Below are 17,557 nucleotides of genomic sequence, written 5' to 3' on the forward strand. Positions count from 1 at the left end.
ACCGTCTCCGAGCTGCGCAGGCGCGGCCTCGGCTGGACGGTGCCGTCCATGGGCACCTACTTCGGCCGGCCCAAGCCCCCCCCCCACACACCACACCCCCCCCCCCCCCCCCCCCCCCCCCCCCCCCCCCCGGTCCCCAAGGACCGACTATGGACAAGCGTCTGGCGCCGGAGGCGCCGCGGGAGGAACGTGCGCATGGCGGAACCGCGACCCGTTCTGGAGATGAGGGGAATCCACAAGCGGTTCCCCGGTGTTCATGCGCTTTCGGACGTCGACCTGCGCCTGTTCCCCGGTGAGATCCACGCGCTGATGGGCGAGAACGGCGCGGGCAAGTCCACTCTGATCAAGGTGCTGACCGGCGTCCACCGCCCGGACGCCGGAACCGTCACGATCGAGGGTCAGCCGGTGCGCATCACCAGCACCCCGCAGGCCCGCGAGGCGGGCATCAGCACCGTCTACCAGGAGGTGGACCTCTGCCCGAACCTCTCGGTCGCCGAGAACATCTCGATCGGCCGTGAGCCCTACCGGCGGGGCCGCATCCGCTGGAAGGAGACCAGACGCAGGGCGACCGAGCTGCTGGCCAGGGTCGGGCTCGAGTCGCTCGACGTCACCATGCCGCTCGGCTCCTGCTCGCTGGCGGTCCAGCAGCTCGTCGCCATCGTGCGGGCCCTGGACGTCTCGGCCAAGGTGCTCATCCTGGACGAGCCCACCTCCAGCCTCGACCGCGACGAGGTGGAGCGGCTGTTCTCGGTGATGCGGCGGCTCAAGTCCGAGGGCGTCGCCATCCTGTTCGTGTCGCACTTCCTGGAGCAGGTCTACGAGATCAGCGACCGGATGACCGTACTGCGCAACGGCGCCCTCGTCGGGGAGTACCCCACCGCCGAGCTGGGCCGCATGGCGCTGGTCCAGCTCATGATCGGCAAGGAACTCGTCGAGCTGGACGCGCTGCACGAGCACGGCAAGGCCGAAGGGGGCAAACCCCTGCTGCGTGCCGACGGCGTGGGACGCAAGGGGGCCATCGAGCCGTTCGACCTCACCATCGACGAGGGCGAGGTGGTGGGCCTGGCGGGCCTGCTCGGCTCCGGGCGCACCGAGATCGCCCGTCTGATGTTCGGCGCCGACGCGGCCGACAGCGGCAGCGTGGTCGTCGACGGACAGCCCGCGTCGCTGCGCACGCCCCGCGCGGCCATCGGGCGCGGCATCGCGTTCTGCTCGGAGAACCGCGCGGCCGAGGGGCTGGTCCCCGACCTGTCCGTGCGGGACAACATCATCCTGGCACTGCAGGCGGCCCGGGGCTGGGCGCGCCCGCTGCCGGCCGCGCGTCGCGAGGAACTCGTGGCCAAGTACATCAAGACCCTCGGCATCCGTCCGGGCGACCCGAACATACGGGTGCGCGACCTCAGCGGCGGCAACCAGCAGAAGGTGCTGCTCGCCCGGTGGCTGATCACCGAGCCCCGCCTGCTCATCCTTGACGAGCCCACACGGGGCATCGACATCGGAGCCAAGGCGGAGATCCAGAAGCTGGTGGTGTCATTGTCGGAGCAGGGGATGTCGGTGCTCTTCATCTCCGCCGAGATCGAGGAGGTGCTCCGGCTGAGCCACAAGATCGTCGTGCTGCGCGACCGGCACGTGGTCGCCGAGTTACCCGCCGGTGGAGACGAGACCGCCGGGCGCGTCATGGCGGCCATCGCGGGCGGAGGCGACCGATGAGCGTCCAAACGATCCCGCAGTGGAAGACGGTGGCCCGGCACCGCCTGTTCTGGCCGCTGCTCGTCCTGGCCGCCCTGCTGCTGGGCAACGTGGTGTTCAACCACGACTTCCTGGCGATCCGGCTGAAGGACGGCCACCTCTACGGCAGCCTCATCGACATCGTCCACTTCGGCGCCCCGCTGATCCTGGTGTCGCTCGGCCTCACCCTCGTGATCGCCACCGGCGGCATCGACCTGTCCGTCGGTTCCGTCGTGGCGATCTCCGGAGCGCTGGCCTGCCTGTGGATCAGCGGGCAGGAGAACCAGGGGGCCGTCCCAGGCGTGCTGACCGCCGTGGGCATCGCGCTGGCCGCCTCGGTGGTGCTCGGCGTGTGGAACGGCCTGCTGGTGGCGCGAGCCGGAGTGCAGCCGATCGTCGCCACCCTCGTGCTCATGGTCGCCGGGCGGGGCATCGCCCAGCTCATCACCGACGGGCAGATCATCACGATCTCCAGCCCGCCGTACAAGCTGATCGGCGGCGGGTACTGGCTCACGCTGCCGTTCTCGCTGCTGATAGTGGCCGTCTTCCTGACGCTGACCGGGGTGCTCACCCGGCGGACGGCGCTCGGACTGCTGGTGGAGTCGGTCGGCGGCAACGCCGAGGCGAGCAGGCTCGTCGGCATCCGCTCCCGCGGCCTCACCGTGGTCGTCTACACCTTCTGCGCCCTGTGCGCGGGCATCGCCGGGCTGATGATCAGCTCGAACGTGTCCAGCGCGGACGGCAACAACGCCGGCCTGTGGATCGAGCTGGACGCGATCCTCGCCGTGGTGATCGGCGGCACCTCCCTCAGCGGCGGCCGGTTCTACCTGACCGGCACCGTGGCGGGCGCGCTGATCATCCAGACGCTGTCCACCACCGTTTACAGCACCGGGATCCCACCGGAGACCACGCTGGTCTTCAAGGCGATCGTCGTGACCGGCGTCTGCCTGCTCCAGTCCCCGGCCTTCCGGGCGAAGGTGTTCCGCCGCGGCCGGCGACGAAGCGGGGGCGACGCGTCGGCGCCGCCACCGAAGGTCGAGGTGACGGCATGAACGAGTTCGCCACGGCACGCCGGCGGGGCCCCGGCTCCGCGCGGCGGCGCGGCACCGGCCCGGTGCGGCGCCGGCAGATGGGAGGCGCGGCATGGTGACGGTGCGAGAAGCCCAGACGGTCACGGAGCGCGGGGCGGGAGCCGCCGCGGCGCTTCTGAACGGCAAGCTGCCGGTCGTCGTGACCGCGGGCCTGCTGCTGGTGATGTTCGCGGCCGGCGCGGTCCAGTACGAGAGTTTCGCGTCGGGCCAGGTCGTGCTCAACCTGCTCATCGACAACGCGTTCCTGCTGGTCGCCGCCGTCGGAGCCACGTTCGTGATCCTCACCGGCGGCATCGATTTGTCGGTGGGCGCCATGGTCGCGCTGTCCACGATGATCTGCGCGTCGCTGGTGGAGCAGCACGGCTGGCCCATGTACGCGGTCATCCCCCTGGTGCTGATCGTCGGCGCGACGTCGGGGTTCGTCATGGGCTTCGTCATCCACCACTTCGAGATCCAGCCGTTCATCGCCACGCTCGCGGGCATGTTCCTCGCCCGAGGGCTGTGCTACGTGATCAGCATCAACTCCATCTCGATCACGGACCCGGTCTTCACCGAGGTGGCGCAGACGCGCATCCCGCTGCCCGGGGACACGTTCGTCCCGCCCAGCGTCGTCATCGCGCTGATCGTCGTGGCGGTCGCCTTCTATGTGCTGCACTACACGCGGTTCGGGCGGTCGGTCTACGCCATCGGCGGCAGCGAGCAGTCGGCGCTGCTGATGGGCTTGAAGGTGGCCCGCACGAAGATCATGGTGTACACCGTCAGCGGCGTCTGCTCGGCGCTGGCCGGGGTGCTGCTCACCTTCTACATGCTCTCCGGCTACGCCCTGCACGCCGTCGGCATGGAGCTCGACGCGATCGCCGCCGTGGTGATCGGCGGCACCCTGCTGACCGGCGGGTCCGGCTACGTGCTCGGCACCCTCCTCGGCGTGCTGGTGCTCGGCCTGATGCAGACCATCATCAGCTTCCAGGGCACGCTGAGCTCCTGGTGGACCAAGATCGTGATCGGCATCCTGCTGTGCGCCTTCATCCTGCTGCAAAGGGTGATCGGCGCCCGCGGGAGGCGATGAGCGGGCTCCCGCTTCGACCGCGGGACCTCGCCGGGGAGAGGGGCGCGACGCGCGTCCCTCTCCCCGGCCGCCGGTGGCCCTGGCGTCGCCCGTGTCGTGACACGCGGTCGCCCGGCGCAGCTGCGGCGGGGCCGCGGTTTCCCGGTACCGCGCGGTGGCGCGGTTCCGATAGACTGTCCGCGCATCGCAAGGGGCTATGGCGCAGCTGGTAGCGCGCCTCCATGGCATGGAGGAGGTCTGGGGTTCGAATCCCCATAGCTCCACCCGGCGTGACACGGGCGCGGGTTCTCGCGCCCGAGACGTGGTGGACGGCCGTCGAGTTCCAAGACGGCCCCCGATGCGCCACGGCCGAGATCTGGAAGGGCTACTGCGCGTGGAACTCGACGCGGCGGCGCGTGCGGGCCGCGAGACGCCCGACCTCCCTCATGTGGTGGTGCGCCGCGCGCTGCCCACCGAGCCCGCGATCCGCGCGTCGGCGTCGCTGTTCGCCGCCGAGGCCGAGCGCCAGGGGGTCCGCGCCGACCGCCGCATGCTCTACGTCGGCCCCGAGCCCGCGAGCGAGCGCATCGCCGAGGCGCTGCGCGTCCAGCCCGGCGCCGAGGTGCTGGCGCGGCGCAAGCTCCTGCTGGCCGACGGGGTCCCGGTGCGCATCGCCACCAGTTACCTCCGCCTCGACCTGTTCGGCGGCACCCCGCTCGCCGCCCCGGGGTTCGTCCTGCCCAGCCTGCAGGCCGGCATCGAGGCCCTCGGCCACCGCTTCGGCCACGCCGAGGAGGAACTGCTCGCGCGCAGGCCCACCGCGTTCGAGGACGAGACGCTGCGGCTGTCGCAGGGGGAGTGGGTGGTGCAGATCGTGCGGGCCGGGTACGCCACCGACGGCACGCCCGTCCACGTCCTTGCGACCATCTGCGCCGCCTCCCGCCACGTGTTCCCCATCCGGCAGGTCGCCGGCGCCGACGAGTTCTAGCGCGTTCTAGCGCTCCGGTCGCGGCAAAACAGATCGCCCGCGCGGGCCGCTTGTTGGCACACTGTCCCGCATGGTGTGGAGGTTCACGGCGACATTCGATGACTTTCCCGACGCGGCCGAGGCGTGGCTGCGCCGTGATCCGGTGCGCAACACGGTTCCGCTGACCGTGCTCGGCCGCATGCGGCACGGCCTGTGGCAGGACGGCCGGCTGCTCGGCTGGTACACCGCCGGAGGGGAGGTGCGCGCGGTGATGCTGCACACGCCGCCCAATCCGCTGCTGTTGGGCGACATCCCGCTCGACACGGTGCCCTCCCTCGCCGAGGCGCTGCGCGACCGCGAGAGCACCGGGGTGAACGGGCCGCTGCGCCAGGTGGAGGCCTTCGCCGCCGCGTCCGGCCGCGCGGAGGAGTCGCGCATGTCGTTGCGGCTCTACCGGCTGGGCGCCCTGCGTCCGCCGTCCCGCGAGGGCGCCCCCCGCGTCGCCGGCGAGCACGACGTCGAACTGCTCGTCCAGTGGATGCGGGCCTTCTTCGCCGAGGCCGAGCCCGAGATCGGCGACGACGATCCCTCGCCGCAGATCAAGCACCGCGTCGGCCGGGGCGAGTTCGTCCTGCTCGAGGACGGCGGGCGGCCGGTCGCCATGGCGGCCTTCTCGCTGCCGATCATCGGGATGTCGCGCATCGGGCCGGTGTACACCCCGCCGGAGTTCCGCCGTCGCGGATACGGCGCGGTGGTCACCCATGGAGCGACCCGCGCCGCCCAGGACGCCGGAGCCGATCTTCTGCTGCTGTTCACCGACCTGGCGAATCCGACGTCGAACTCCATCTACCAGGCGCTCGGCTACCAGCCGGTGGCCGACTACGCGTCCATCACGCTGGCCCGCCGGGCGTGACACCCGGCCCGGCGGCCCGGCCCGGCTTCCCACGGGGGGCGGGTCGAACCTGAGCCGGCCGGGAGACCGGCGGCGGTGCCGGCGTCCGGCGGCGTCCGGCGGTGGGCGCCGCGAGGGTCGCCGCCCCGAGGGCGGCGACGTCGCGCTTGAAACTTCCACCGGCCGGCGCCGCGCGCACCGCCGTCCCGGCGGCGGGCCTGGGCGGGCCTGGGCGCGGTATGGGGACCGTACGTGAACCGGAGCTTTGACACATCCGGAAAACATCCCGATGGCTCATTGACACCCGCGAATACCACTTGATTGGCATATTTCTCATTAATTGCATCAACTCATATCCTGACTGGGCTTGACTTGTGTCGTGGTATCGCTCTATCTAATGAGAGCGAAGATGACGGCTCAGTGTTGGGTGGAATGGATGACAGCGAGACGCTCGCGCCCGGCGCACCGGGCCGCCCAGGCTGATGCGTTCGACCGCATCGGCGCCAGGTACGACGAGGCGTTCCCCTACAAGGGCGGCCAGATCGCCTCGGCCGAATGGGTCCTGCGCAAGCTCCGCCCGGGCGCGCGGGTGCTCGACGTCGGATGCGGCACCGGCCTGCCGACGGCCAGGCAACTGGTGGACGCGGGGTGCGAGGTGACGGGCATCGACATCTCGCCCGTCATGCTCGCGCTGTCCGCCGCGAACGTCCCCGAGGCCGACCTGCACAGGATGGACGTCGTCGACATCGACGCCGGCCTCGGCCGGTTCGACGCCGTCGTGGCCTACTTCTCGCTGTCGATGCTCCGGCGTGACGAGATCATGGCGACGCTGCTCCGCCTGCACGAGGTGCTCGTGCCCGGCGGCTGGCTGGCCGTCGGCATGGTGGAGATGGACATCGACGACGCCCCGGTCCGCGTCCTGGACACGTGGCTGCGGATGACCGGCTATGCCAGATACGCGCTGCGCGCCGTCGTCGAGGAGGCCGGGTTCAGCGTGCGTGAGCAGATGGACCTGGCGTACGTCCCGGCGACAGAGGACGAGCCGCTGGAGATGCAGCTGTTCCTCAACTGCCGCAGGAACACGTTCTGACCCGCCGCCGGACGGGCGCGCGTCCGCTGACCTGCCGCCGGACGGGTGCGCGTCCGGCGGTCGGCGTGACCGGCCCCGGACGGGCGCGCCGCGGCCGGTCACGCTCCGGGCACGGTTCACCGTCGCTTGGATGACGGGTCCGGCGGCCGTGCCCGCGGAGTCGTCGTAGGAGGTGACACCGAGAGGGGCCTCCTGTGAAGTCACGAATCCTCATCTGCGTTCTGGCGGTGCTCGCCTTGCTCGCCTCGGCCTGCGGCGCGAGTTCCAACGAAACTTCAGGGGCGCGCGAACCGTCCAGACCCGCCGGCGACACGGCCGGCCAAGGGCGGCCGGGTGACGAGGCGCCCGCGGCCGGTGCCACCGGCCGGCCCGTGCCCACCGCTCCCGCCGAACCCGCGCACGAGATCTCCACCTTCGCGCTGGACGTCGACACCGCCTCCTACGGGTACGCGCGCGCCAGCCTGCAGGCCGACCGGCGGCCCGACCCGGCGCAGGTCAGGCCGGAGGAGTTCGTCAACGCCTTCGGGCAGGGGTATCCGGAGCCGCCGGGGGACGGCTTCGCGATACGGCTCGACGGGGCCAAGGGGCCGGTCGAGGGCACCGCGCTGCTGCGGGTCGGTCTGCAGACCCGCACCGCCGACGCGGCCGCGCGCCGGCCCGCCAACCTGACGTTCGTGGTCGACGTCTCGGGCTCCATGAGGGATCCCGGGCGGCTGGACCTGGTGCGCGACGCACTGCACACGCTCGTGGACCAGCTCGGGCCGGGCGACCAGGTCTCGATCGTCTCCTTCAGCGACCAGGCCCGGCTGCTGCTGTCGATGACCCCGGCCGGTGAGCGCCACGAACTGCACGCCGCCGTCGACAGGCTGGCCACCGAGGGGTCGACCAACCTTGAGGCCGGACTGGTCGCCGGGTACGCCGAGGCGGCGCGGGCCTACCGGCCGGTCGCGACCAACCGGGTGATCCTGCTGTCGGACGGCCTGGCCAACACCGGCGACACCGCCTGGCAGGGCATCCTCGACCGGGTCGAGGAGTCCGCCGGACGCCGGATCACGCTGCTGTGCGTCGGCGTCGGCCGCGAGTACGGCGACACGCTGATGGAACAGCTCGCCGACCACGGCGACGGCGCCGCGGTGTACGTCGCCTCGCCGGAGCAGGCGCGCGAGGTCTTCGTCGAGCGGCTGCCGGCGAACCTCGACCTGCGGGCGCGTGACGCCAAGGCGCAGGTCGCGTTCAACCCGGCCACCGTCGCGTCCTACCGGCTGGTCGGCTACGACAACCGCGCGCTGGCCGCGCGGGACTTCCGCGACGACGCCAAGGACGGCGGCGAGGTGGGACCCGGCCACGCGGTCACCGCGCTCTACTCGGTGCGCCTGCGCCCGGGAACCTCAGGGCAGCTCGCCATGGCGACGGTGCGCTGGCAGGACCCCGACACCCGCGAGCCGGCCGAGACCAGCGGCGCGCTGGAGGTGGCCGCGCTGTCGGACCGCCTGTGGGAGGCCGCGCCGCCCCGGCTGCAGGTGGACGCGGTGGTCGCGGCCTTCGCCCAGCGGCTCAGGCACGCGGAGGACGAGATGTTCACCGAGGACCTCGGCGCCCTGGCCGGCCACGCGGAGCGGCTGGCGGCGGCGACGGAGGACCCCATGGTGACCGAGCTGGCCGAGCTGATCCGCAGGGCGGGCTCGCTGGAATGAGCCCGCCCGGCTCGCCCGCCGCCCGGCCATGCGCGGGTCAGGATCGCCCCAGGATGGGGATGGCGGCCTTCTGAGGGTCGTCGCTGAAGTAGAAGTCGTACATGGCCTGGGCGAACTCGTCCTTGCCGAGACGGCCGTCGCCGTCGGTGTCCAGCAGGATGAACGCCTCGCGCGCCTCGGCCGTCTCGACGTCGTAGGCCGACCACAGGCGGAGGTACTCGTGCATGCCGAGCTTCTGATCGCCGTCGGCGTCCAGCGCGTCCCACAGGGCGTCGGTGATGGGCCAGACGATCGCCACGATGAACCGCGTGCGGTCGAGGGTGGGGGAGACGGCGTACTCGATGTACCTCTGCCGGCTGATGCGGCCGTTGTCGTCGGTGCCGACGGCGGCCACGACGTTGGCCCAGACGTGCGCGTAGGCGGCCAGCAGGCCGGCGCGGGCGGGGGAGTCGGCGGGCAGGCCGAGGCGGTCGGCCAGATGAAGACCGACAAGGCGCATGTCCTCCTTGTCGAGGTAGCCGTCCTGATCGACGTCGCTCGTGTCGAATGCGGATCCGGCGTTGAGCGCGTGGGGGCTCCGATGCATGTCGGCTCCTAGCGGGCGGTTACGCGGGGCGACTAATCGTTACCCTCGGTAAGGCGCGCTGTCAACGCGAGTCAGCTCGGTGACCAGGAAACCTTGCCCCGGGGCGCGCGAGATGGGTAGAAGGCCCCCGTACAGGTGGGTCACGAGCGGCATCGGCCGCGGGTAGCAGAACACCGACGAGCGGGTGCCGAGGATCGCCGGGGTGTCGACCACGAGCGGCAACTCGCCGAGCAGGAAAGGCACCGCGATCTCGGCCCGCTCGCGGGTCACCGGCTCCTCGGCGCCGTTCGCGCCATTGGCGATCACCGGGACGACGGCGTCCAGACAGGCGGCGCGGAAGCCCGGGTCGGTCGCGTACAGCCGCTCGGCGGTGGCGCGCATGGCGGCGTACGGCCGGTTGGCGGCCAGGTCGGACCAGCTGAAGACGGCGACAGAACCGGGGGCCCCGAGCTCGCCGAGAGCCCGCCTGACCCGGTTGTGGGTGTTGTTGATGGCCATCTTCGCCTTGCGCCGCACCCGGCCCGCGGCGTGCCCCCGCCCGCGCAGGGTGCCTTCGAGCTCGGTGCCGGGAAGCAGCACGTCGACCCGGGCGAAGGTCGTCAGGGCCCAGCGCAGCAGCTCGGTGATCGTCGCCTGGGAGAAGTAGCCGTTGAGCGCGCTCACGCCGATGAGGGCGTGCTCGCGCTTGACCACGATGCGCGAGCAGGCACTCGTCAGCGGCCGGATCATGACGTTCCTCATGCCGTGAAACTAGCAAACTCCGCCACCATTGGTAGTCGATTGGCTGCAAACAGTAGTTGCACCTCTTTATCCGGCGCATCGCCGCAGGCCAGAAGGCGTATGACCGCCCAGCCGATCGGATGCCGCCCGCCCGGCTGATCGGGTCCGCCCGCCCAGCCGATCGGGCGCTGACCGCCCGGCCGCTCCGACGCCGGCCGCCCGGCCGGCACGTGCTCCGCGGCGTCGGTGGGCGGCGGCTACGGCGGTTCGGCGCGGGGGGCGAATTCCGATACACTGGCGGGGCACGGCGCGGCCGCAAGGCCGTTAGCCAGGCGACCAGGGGCTATGGCGCAGCTGGTAGCGCGCCTCCATGGCATGGAGGAGGTCTGGGGTTCGAATCCCCATAGCTCCACCACCGGACGCCTGCCCGCCCACCGGCGAACGACCGCCGCTGAGCAGGCGCTCGAAGGTCCCCAGCACAAGGCCACCCTCCGGGGTGGCCTTGTCGCATTCCACGACAGAAAACGAAGACACCGCGGCACCGCGCCGCAGCCCGTTCCGCCGCACAAGGCGCAGAACGACGACGTCCCGGCACCGTGCCGGAGCCGCTCCGCCGCGTCAGGCGAACAGCGAGGATGTCGCGGCGGCGTGGCGGAGCCGTTCCGCCGGGTGAGCGGGTTCGGCACGCATGGCCGGCGCCAGTGCCGTGACCGCTCACCCTCGGCGAGGGTGCTTCCTCCCGTCCGTCCGGTGGGCTCCTTCCGCCGGCGCCGCGTCGGCGGGATGGTGGACGGCGGATGCCGGCGCCGTCCTACTGCGGGGACCCGGCGATCCACTCCGGTCATCGCACTGGATGGGCCGCCGTCGAGGATGTCGCAGGGGGTTGTTCAGGGGTTGCTTCGCAGTACTGGGCGGAGCGCGTCCAGGACCGCGGCGTCCTCGATGGTGGAGGGGACCGGTTCGTCGACGCCGTCGGCGATGCCGCGCATGGTCTTGCGCAGGATCTTCCCCGACCGGGTCTTGGGCAGCCCCGGCACGATGTCCACGCGTCTCAGCGCCGCGACGGCCCCCACCTGGTCGCGGACCAGGCGCACCAGCTCATCGCGCAGCTCGGCGTGGTCGGCGTCGACGCCGCTCTTGAGCACGACCAGCCCGCGCGGCACCTGACCCTTCAGCTCGTCGGCGACGCCGATCACCGCGCACTCGGCGACGGCCGGGTGCCCGGCCAGCACCGCTTCCATCGAACCGGTGGACAGGCGGTGCCCGGCCACGTTGATGACGTCGTCGGTGCGTCCCATGACGAACAGGTAGCCGTCCTCGTCGACGTGCCCGCCGTCGCCGGTCAGGTAGTGCCCTTCGTAGGCCGAAAGGTAGGAGGCGAGGAAACGCTCGTCGTCCTGCCAGAGCGTGGGCAGCGTGCCCGGCGGCAGCGGCAGCCGTACGCAGATCGCCCCGTCCACGCCCGCCGGGCACGGCCGGCCGTCGGGGTCCAGGACGCGCACGTCGTACCCCGGCACCGGCACCGTGGGCGAGCCCGGCTTGACGGGCATGGGATCGAGCCCGCGCAGGTTGGCGGCGACGGGCCAGCCGGTCTCTGTCTGCCACCAGTGGTCCACCACGGGGACGCGGAGCTTCTCGGCGGCCCAGTGGTAGGTGTCGGGGTCGAGCCGCTCGCCCGCGAGGAACAGCGTCCTCAGCGATGAGATGTCGTACTTGGCCAGATATGCGGCGTCCGGGTCGAGCCTCTTGATCGCGCGGAACGCCGTCGGCGCGGTGAACAGCGCGTTCACCCTGTAATCGGAGATCACCCGCCAGAACGCCCCCGCGTCCGGAGTGCCCACCGGTTTGCCCTCGTACAGGACCGTCGTCGCGCCGAGCAGCAGCGGCGCGTACACGATGTAGGAGTGGCCGACCACCCAGCCCACGTCCGAGGCCGCCCAGAACACGTCGCCCGGCGCGATGTCGTACACGTTGCGCATGCTCCACAGCAGCGCGACCGCGTGGCCGCCGTTGTCGCGCACCACGCCCTTCGGCCTCCCCGTCGTGCCGCTGGTGTAGAGGATGTAGAGCGGGTCGGTGGCCGCCACCGGGACGCACTCGGCGGGCTCGGCCGCGGCCATGGCCTCGCGCCAGTCGACGTCACGGCCGGGCGTCAGAGTCGCGGGCGCCTGCTCGCGCTGGAGGATCACGCAGTGCTCCGGCCGGTGCTCAGCCATCTCCAGCGCGCTGTCGAGCATCGGCTTGTACGGGACGACCCGGGACGGCTCGATGCCGCAAGAGGCCGACACGACCACCACCGGCCGGGCGTCGTCGATGCGCACCGCGAGCTCGCGGGGGGCGAAGCCGCCGAACACCACCGAATGCACGGCGCCGAGACGGGCGCAGGCGAGCATGGCCACGACGGCCTCGGGCACCATCGGCATGTAGATGATCACCCGGTCGCCCCTGCTCACGCCGAGGTCGCGCAGCGCCCCGGCGAACAGCGCCACCTGCTCCAGCAGTTCGGCGTAGGTGTAGGTGCGGGCCGCGCCGGTGACCGGGCTGTCGTAGATCAGCGCCGCCTGCCCGCCCCGCCCGCCGGCCACGTGCCGGTCCAGGGCGTTGCGGCAGGTGTTCAGCTCACCGCCGGTGAACCACCGGTAGAACGGCGCCGCGTCGGCGTCCAGTGTCCTGTCAGGGACGCGATTCCAGGTCACGGCCGTCGCGGCCTGGCCCCAGAACGCGTCGGGATCGTCGATGCTCTTGGTGAAGGCGTCCGCGTACGACATGGCTCCCTGCTCACCTGCCAATCGGTCCGACCGCCATCATGACTCAGCGGTCCGCCGTGGGACAGGGCACGAAGACCCGTGACGGCGGGCGAGGTCAGGCGGAACGGATGGCGGCGCGGGCGCCGGCGGGTACGTCCGCCCGGAAGGTGTGCCGGTAGGTCAGCGGAGCCACCCCCACCGTGGCGTGCAGATGCTGCCGCAGTGAGACGGCCGTGCCGAAGCCCGCCCGGGCCGCCACCTGGTCGACGGGCAGGTCGGTGGTCTCGAGCAGGTGGCGCGCCCGCTCGACCCGCTGCCGTACGAGCCACCGTGCGGGGCTGAGCCCGGTCTCCTCCCGGAAACGGCGGGTGAAGGTGCGCACGCTCATGCGCGCGTGCCTGGCCAAGGTGGCGAGGTCCAGCGGCTCTTGCAGCCGTTCGAGCATCCACGCCCTGGTGGGAGCGGTGGTGGCGTCCCCGGGAGCGGGCAGCGGGCGTTCGATGTACTGCGCCTGGCCGCCCTCCCGCCACGGCGGGGTGACGCAGCGCCGCGCCACCCGGTTGGCGGTCTCGCTCCCATGGTCCCGGCGGATCACGTGCAGGCACAGGTCGATGCCCGCGGCGACGCCGGCGGAGGTCAGCAGGTCGCCGTCGTCGATGAACAGCACGTCGGGGTCGAGCAGGACGCGGGGGAACAGCGAGCGGAACAGGTCGGCGCTCCTCCAGTGGGTCGTGGCCGGCCGTCCGTCGAGCAACCCCGCGGCGGCGAGCACGAACGCACCCGTGCAGATGGACATCAGCCGCGACCGGGTGGCCGCCTCGCGCAGGGCGTCGCGCAGCTCGCCGTCGATCGTCCCGTCTTCGAACATCGACCCGCTGTGGACGCCGGGGATGATGACGGTGTCCGCCGTGGCGAGGGCCGACAGATCGTGGTCGGGGAGCACGGTGAACCCCGCCGACCCGCGCACGGGACGCCCGCCGGGGGTGCAGGTGACGATGTCGTACAGCCGGCGGCCTTCGGCGTCCTCGGCGACCCAGAACACCTGCCCCGGGGTGCCGAGGTCCAGCGTGGCGAAGTCGTCCAGCGCGAGGACCGCGATGCGGTGCATCATGGCCGGATTCTTTCAGATATTGGCTATCAAGCCACTCGTCGCCGGCGAATCGGACGATGACTATTGTCCGCATGATGATGACGCATGACGTGAAACGCCGGCGGTGGCCGCATCGGGCCTGGGCGGTGGCGGCCGTCGCCTTCGTCGCCATCATTGGGGCGGCCGGCTTCCGGGCCACGCCGGGGGTGCTGATCACCCCGCTGGAGGCCGAGTTCGGCTGGTCGCGAGGGACGATCTCCTCCGCAGTCTCGGTGAACCTGATGCTGTTCGGCCTCACCGCGCCGTTCGCCGCCGCTCTGATGGACCGGTTCGGCATGCGCCGCGTCGTGTCGTGCGCGCTGCTGCTGGTGGCCCTCGGCAGCGGGCTCACCGTCTTCATGACGGCGAGTTGGCAGCTGATCCTGTGCTGGGGCGTGCTCACCGGGCTCGGCACCGGGTCGATGGCGCTGGTCTTCGTCGCCACGGTCACCGACCGGTGGTTCGTACGGCACCGGGGCATGGTCACCGGCGTGCTGACCGCGGGCAGCGCCACCGGCCAGCTCGTCTTCCTTCCCGTGCTCGCCTGGGTCGCCGAGGGTCCGGGCTGGCGCACGGCCGCCCTGGTGGTGGCCGCGTCGGCGCTCGCCGTCGTCCCGCTGATCTGGCTGCTGCTTCGCGACCACCCCGAGGAGGTCGGCCTGACCGCCTACGGCGCGCCGCCTCCGGCCGCTCTCGCCGACGCCTCGTCCGCCGGTCCGCAGGACACGTCCGCGGGCGGTCACCGGGACGGCGCGCCCGCCGCTTCCACGGGCGCCTCCGCCGCCGGCGGAACGGGTTCCGGCGGCGCGGCGCTGCGGGCCATCGCCGTGCTGCGGTCGGCCGCGCGGACCCGGTCGTTCTGGTACCTCGCCGTCGGCTTCGCCATCTGCGGTGCGAGCACCAACGGCCTGGTCGGCACGCACTTCATCCCGGCCGCCCACGACCACGGCATGCCCGAGACCACCGCCGCCGGGCTGCTCGCGCTCATCGGCGTCTTCGACATCGCGGGCACGATCTTCTCCGGCTGGCTCAGCGACCGTGTCGACCCCAGGCTGCTGCTCGCGGTCTACTACGCGTTGCGCGGCGCGTCGCTGCTGGTGCTGCCGCCGCTGTTCGCCGCGACGGCCGGGCCGAGCATGCTGGTGTTCATCGTCTTCTACGGCCTGGACTGGGTGGCCACCGTGCCGCCGACCGTGGCGCTGTGCCGCAGGCTGTACGGGCGGGACGGCGGCGTCGTGTTCGGCTGGGTGTTCGCCTCACACCAGATCGGCGCCGCCATCGCGGCGGTCGCCGCGGGCCTGACCCGCGACCACCTCGGCCACTACGACGCGGCCTGGTATGGCGCCGGCCTGCTCTGCGCCCTGGCCGCGGCCATGTCGCTGCGCATCGCCTCGAAGAACGGCTCCTCTCCCGGCGCGACCCCGAGCCCCGGACAGGTGCCCGCGGCCACCGCCTGAACCGCGGACGGACCGGCCGGGCCACGGCGGCATAGTGGACCGGGCCGCGGCGAGCGCGGGGGCACGGCGACCGGCCTGTCCAGGGCTGACACGGCGGGCCGCCGGGACCCCGCTGCTTCGCGGGACGTCCCGGGCGCCGCGTCTGTCGGTGAGCGGTGAGATCCTTGGGGGCGTGAACGCGCCAGACCAGCCAGACCGGTCAGACCAGAGAGTGCTCCCCCTGGTCGTCCGCATCGAGCGCGCCACGCCGCCCGAGCGCACCGACGCTCTCGAGGCGGCGGCGCTCGCCGTGCTCACTCTGCTGACCGACGAGCGTGCCCTGCACGGCGAGTGGGCCGAGGCCGTGCGGGCGTGGGAGACCATCGGCATCAGGAAGGTCGTGCGGCGGGCCAGAGGGGCCGAGTGGCGCCGCGTGCTGGAGCTTCCCGGCATCACGGTCACACTGCGCTCGGCCGAGGTGCGGGTGCACCCGCCGATCCCGCTCGACGCCTGGCCCAAAGACCTGTCCCGCCTGCAGGTCTCCGGCACCGGCCTGGTGGACTCCGCGCCTCCCGCGCCGCCGCCGCCCGGCGGGGTCGTGCTGTGGTCCAACCCGTCCCTCGACATGTCGGCGGGCAAGGCGATGGCCCAGGCCGGCCACGCGGCGCAGCTCGCCTGGTGGGGCACCGGCGAGGCGGCCCGTGCCGCCTGGCACGCGGGCGGCCTGCCGGTCACCGTCCGCACGGCCGAGCCGTGGCGGTGGGCCGCGCTGGTCGACAGTGGGCTCCCCGTCGTGCGCGACGCCGGTTTCACCGAGATCGAGCCCGGCTCTCGCACGGTCGTCGCGGACGCGCCATGGCTGAGGGCCGGAGGTCTGCGGCCGGCCGGTTGGGGCCCGCTGCGCGACCCGTCGCGCTAGCCGCGCTTCATGATCATACCGGCTGGTGGACGCCCTGCCCGCGCCGCCCCCGTCCGATGGCGCCTGCGTTGACCAGAGGACGAAAGTAAAGGTCAGAGCCCACGAAAACCTCGATGCGGTAGGGACTCGTTCCCGAAGTGTGATCGGGAACTGGGGCGCGAATGGGCGATTTGCCGTACGCTCCCCAACGTGCCAAATGGGGTAGGTGGGAACTACGGGACCAAGGCCGTCCCAACGTACGTAATGGCGGACGCGGAGACCGCGCCGCTGCCGAAGATCACAATCGAGGAGCCTCCGCCGCCTGCGCCCGCCAAGCGCCGCTCGCCGATCTCCCGGCTGGGCGACCTGCCGATGCGCGTCATCTACCGCATAGTGATCGGCGTCACCGCCGCTGTGGCCGTCGCCGTGGCCGGCGTCCTCTTCTATGTCAACGACTCGGGGAAGGGCAGGCCGACGGCTGCCGGTCCCGACGCGGCGGGGCCGCCGCCCGTATCGGCGGCACAGAGCACCGCCCCCGGTACGGATGCCGCGCCGCCGTCCGGCGTCCCCGTGACGCCGGCGGCGACCCAGGCCGGGCCTTCGGATCCCGCTGCCGCCGTCCCCGGTTCCTCGGCGGCGCCCGAGGCCTCCGCGACGGCCGCGGCGCCCGCTGGGCCGGGAGCGTCCACGGACCCCGGTGTCTCCGCCGCGCCGAGCGTCTCGGCGGCCCCCGCGCAGGTGGGAGCCACGCCGGCGCCCACCCCGCTGCCCGGCGGAAGCGCCCTCGCCGCGGCCGAGGCCGACCCGCGCGTCCCCGCGCCGCCCGCCGACCGCAAGCTCGCCAACTACCCCGGGCGTGGCGCGCCGACGAAGGGCAGGGTGAAGGACGACAGGTCCGGCATCTCCTTCACGCGCTTCGTCAAGGCATGGAAGCTCGCCAAGTCCTCGCCGTTCGCCACGCGGAGACTTCTCCCCAGGGTGAAGGGAGCCGGGCACCGCGGGCTGCTGGCGACCTGCCCGGTCCCGATCGCGGTGCAGGACGAGCTCAAGGAGACCGCCTACCTCGCGGCACGCTGGACGCTGAACCACCATCCGGCCGGCTCCACGATCACCTGGACCGCCTCGCAGGGCTTCAAGGCCGGCAAGCGCGAGGGCTGGCTGCTCGGCTACTGGGTGCACTACAAGGTCGGCGGCAAGAAGCACGTGGCCACCGCGGCCGTCGCCCTGGTCGACCTTCCGGACGCCAAGCCGGCCATGGTCTTCATCTCCATCCCCGACGCCCAGAAGAAGCGCTGGGCCGACATCAACACCCTCCTCACCAGCATCCGCCCCCTCTGACACCTGCCGCCGCACCGCCACGTTCCGCCACCGTCTGCCGGCCTCTGCGGCCGTCACGCCGGGCGCGCCCGCGTCCGCAGGCCGCCGCTCCAGCGGAGGAGGCATGCGGCGCGGCCGTCCCGGTCGGCTGCCGAGCGGACGGCCCGCGGCCGGGTCTGTACCGGCTCTGGACGGGCTCTGGCGGCCTATAGGCTCG

At 72.3% G+C, this 17,557-nt stretch carries 14 protein-coding genes and 2 tRNA genes; 12 read left to right on the plus strand and 4 right to left on the minus strand.

Annotated features, from left to right (window positions below; translation table 11 throughout):
• The first annotated feature begins 195 nt into the window (after nt 1–195).
• From ACZ6QO_RS27580 to ACZ6QO_RS27615, 8 genes are all read left to right on the plus strand, one after another.
• Nucleotides 196–1,710: a sugar ABC transporter ATP-binding protein gene (locus ACZ6QO_RS27580; protein WP_465854595.1), complete on the plus strand. Its 1,515-nt coding sequence runs from the start codon at nt 196–198 to the stop codon at nt 1,708–1,710.
• The gene (locus ACZ6QO_RS27585) at nt 1,707–2,780 is read left to right on the plus strand and encodes an ABC transporter permease (RefSeq protein ID WP_465854597.1); all 1,074 of its coding nucleotides are present in this window, start codon (nt 1,707–1,709) and stop codon (nt 2,778–2,780) included. Before ACZ6QO_RS27580 ends, ACZ6QO_RS27585 begins: the two co-directional genes overlap by 4 nt.
• Before the next feature lie 91 nt (nt 2,781–2,871).
• Nucleotides 2,872–3,885, plus strand: coding sequence for a galactofuranose ABC transporter, permease protein YjfF (gene yjfF, locus ACZ6QO_RS27590; protein WP_465854599.1), 1,014 nt, complete (start codon nt 2,872–2,874; stop codon nt 3,883–3,885).
• A gap of 190 nt (nt 3,886–4,075) precedes the next feature.
• Nucleotides 4,076–4,148: transfer RNA gene (locus ACZ6QO_RS27595), tRNA-Ala, on the plus strand.
• A gap of 74 nt (nt 4,149–4,222) precedes the next feature.
• Complete coding sequence (locus ACZ6QO_RS27600; protein WP_465854601.1) at nt 4,223–4,852, plus strand: UTRA domain-containing protein; 630 nt, start codon at nt 4,223–4,225, stop codon at nt 4,850–4,852.
• A gap of 70 nt (nt 4,853–4,922) precedes the next feature.
• Nucleotides 4,923–5,744 (plus strand): GNAT family N-acetyltransferase, encoded by an 822-nt coding sequence (locus tag ACZ6QO_RS27605; protein ID WP_465854603.1) that lies wholly within the window; start codon nt 4,923–4,925, stop codon nt 5,742–5,744.
• A gap of 415 nt (nt 5,745–6,159) precedes the next feature.
• Nucleotides 6,160–6,813: a class I SAM-dependent DNA methyltransferase gene (locus tag ACZ6QO_RS27610; protein ID WP_465854604.1), complete on the plus strand. Its 654-nt coding sequence runs from the start codon at nt 6,160–6,162 to the stop codon at nt 6,811–6,813.
• A 194-nt stretch (nt 6,814–7,007) separates the two neighbouring features.
• On the plus strand, nt 7,008–8,507 hold the full coding sequence (locus ACZ6QO_RS27615) for a vWA domain-containing protein (protein ID WP_465854606.1): 1,500 nt from the start codon (nt 7,008–7,010) through the stop codon (nt 8,505–8,507).
• Nucleotides 8,508–8,544: 37 nt separating this feature from the next.
• Here the strand turns inward: ACZ6QO_RS27615 and ACZ6QO_RS27620 are convergent, their stop codons facing one another.
• Nucleotides 8,545–9,093: an EF-hand domain-containing protein gene (locus tag ACZ6QO_RS27620; RefSeq protein ID WP_465854608.1), complete on the minus strand. Its 549-nt coding sequence runs from the start codon at nt 9,091–9,093 to the stop codon at nt 8,545–8,547.
• Nucleotides 9,094–9,132: 39 nt separating this feature from the next.
• Entirely contained in the window at nt 9,133–9,834 is a 702-nt protein-coding gene (locus ACZ6QO_RS27625; protein WP_465854609.1) for a tRNA-dependent cyclodipeptide synthase, read from the minus strand.
• Between the two features lie 318 nt (nt 9,835–10,152).
• Between ACZ6QO_RS27625 and ACZ6QO_RS27630 the strand changes: the two genes are divergently transcribed.
• Nucleotides 10,153–10,228, plus strand: a tRNA-Ala gene (locus tag ACZ6QO_RS27630).
• Nucleotides 10,229–10,700: 472 nt separating this feature from the next.
• On the opposite strand, the gene ACZ6QO_RS27635 is transcribed toward ACZ6QO_RS27630, so the two are convergent.
• Both ACZ6QO_RS27635 and ACZ6QO_RS27640 read right to left on the minus strand, forming a co-directional pair.
• Complete coding sequence (locus ACZ6QO_RS27635) at nt 10,701–12,581, minus strand: propionyl-CoA synthetase (protein WP_465854610.1); 1,881 nt, start codon at nt 12,579–12,581, stop codon at nt 10,701–10,703.
• 94 nt (nt 12,582–12,675) lie between these two features.
• The gene (locus ACZ6QO_RS27640) at nt 12,676–13,671 is read right to left on the minus strand and encodes a GlxA family transcriptional regulator (RefSeq protein WP_465854612.1); all 996 of its coding nucleotides are present in this window, start codon (nt 13,669–13,671) and stop codon (nt 12,676–12,678) included.
• Nucleotides 13,672–13,742: 71 nt separating this feature from the next.
• On the opposite strand from ACZ6QO_RS27640, the gene ACZ6QO_RS27645 reads away from it, so the two are divergent.
• The 3 genes from ACZ6QO_RS27645 (at nt 13,743) to ACZ6QO_RS27655 (ending at nt 17,361) form a co-directional block, all read left to right on the plus strand.
• The gene (locus ACZ6QO_RS27645; protein ID WP_465854614.1) at nt 13,743–15,146 is read left to right on the plus strand and encodes an MFS transporter; all 1,404 of its coding nucleotides are present in this window, start codon (nt 13,743–13,745) and stop codon (nt 15,144–15,146) included.
• Nucleotides 15,147–15,318: 172 nt separating this feature from the next.
• Nucleotides 15,319–16,044: a peptidyl-tRNA hydrolase gene (locus tag ACZ6QO_RS27650; RefSeq protein WP_465854616.1), complete on the plus strand. Its 726-nt coding sequence runs from the start codon at nt 15,319–15,321 to the stop codon at nt 16,042–16,044.
• 189 nt (nt 16,045–16,233) lie between these two features.
• Nucleotides 16,234–17,361 (plus strand): hypothetical protein, encoded by a 1,128-nt coding sequence (locus ACZ6QO_RS27655; RefSeq protein WP_465854617.1) that lies wholly within the window; start codon nt 16,234–16,236, stop codon nt 17,359–17,361.
• The last annotated feature ends 196 nt before the right edge of the window (nt 17,362–17,557 follow it).

Source organism: Sphaerisporangium sp. NPDC049457 (genome assembly GCF_055586705.1).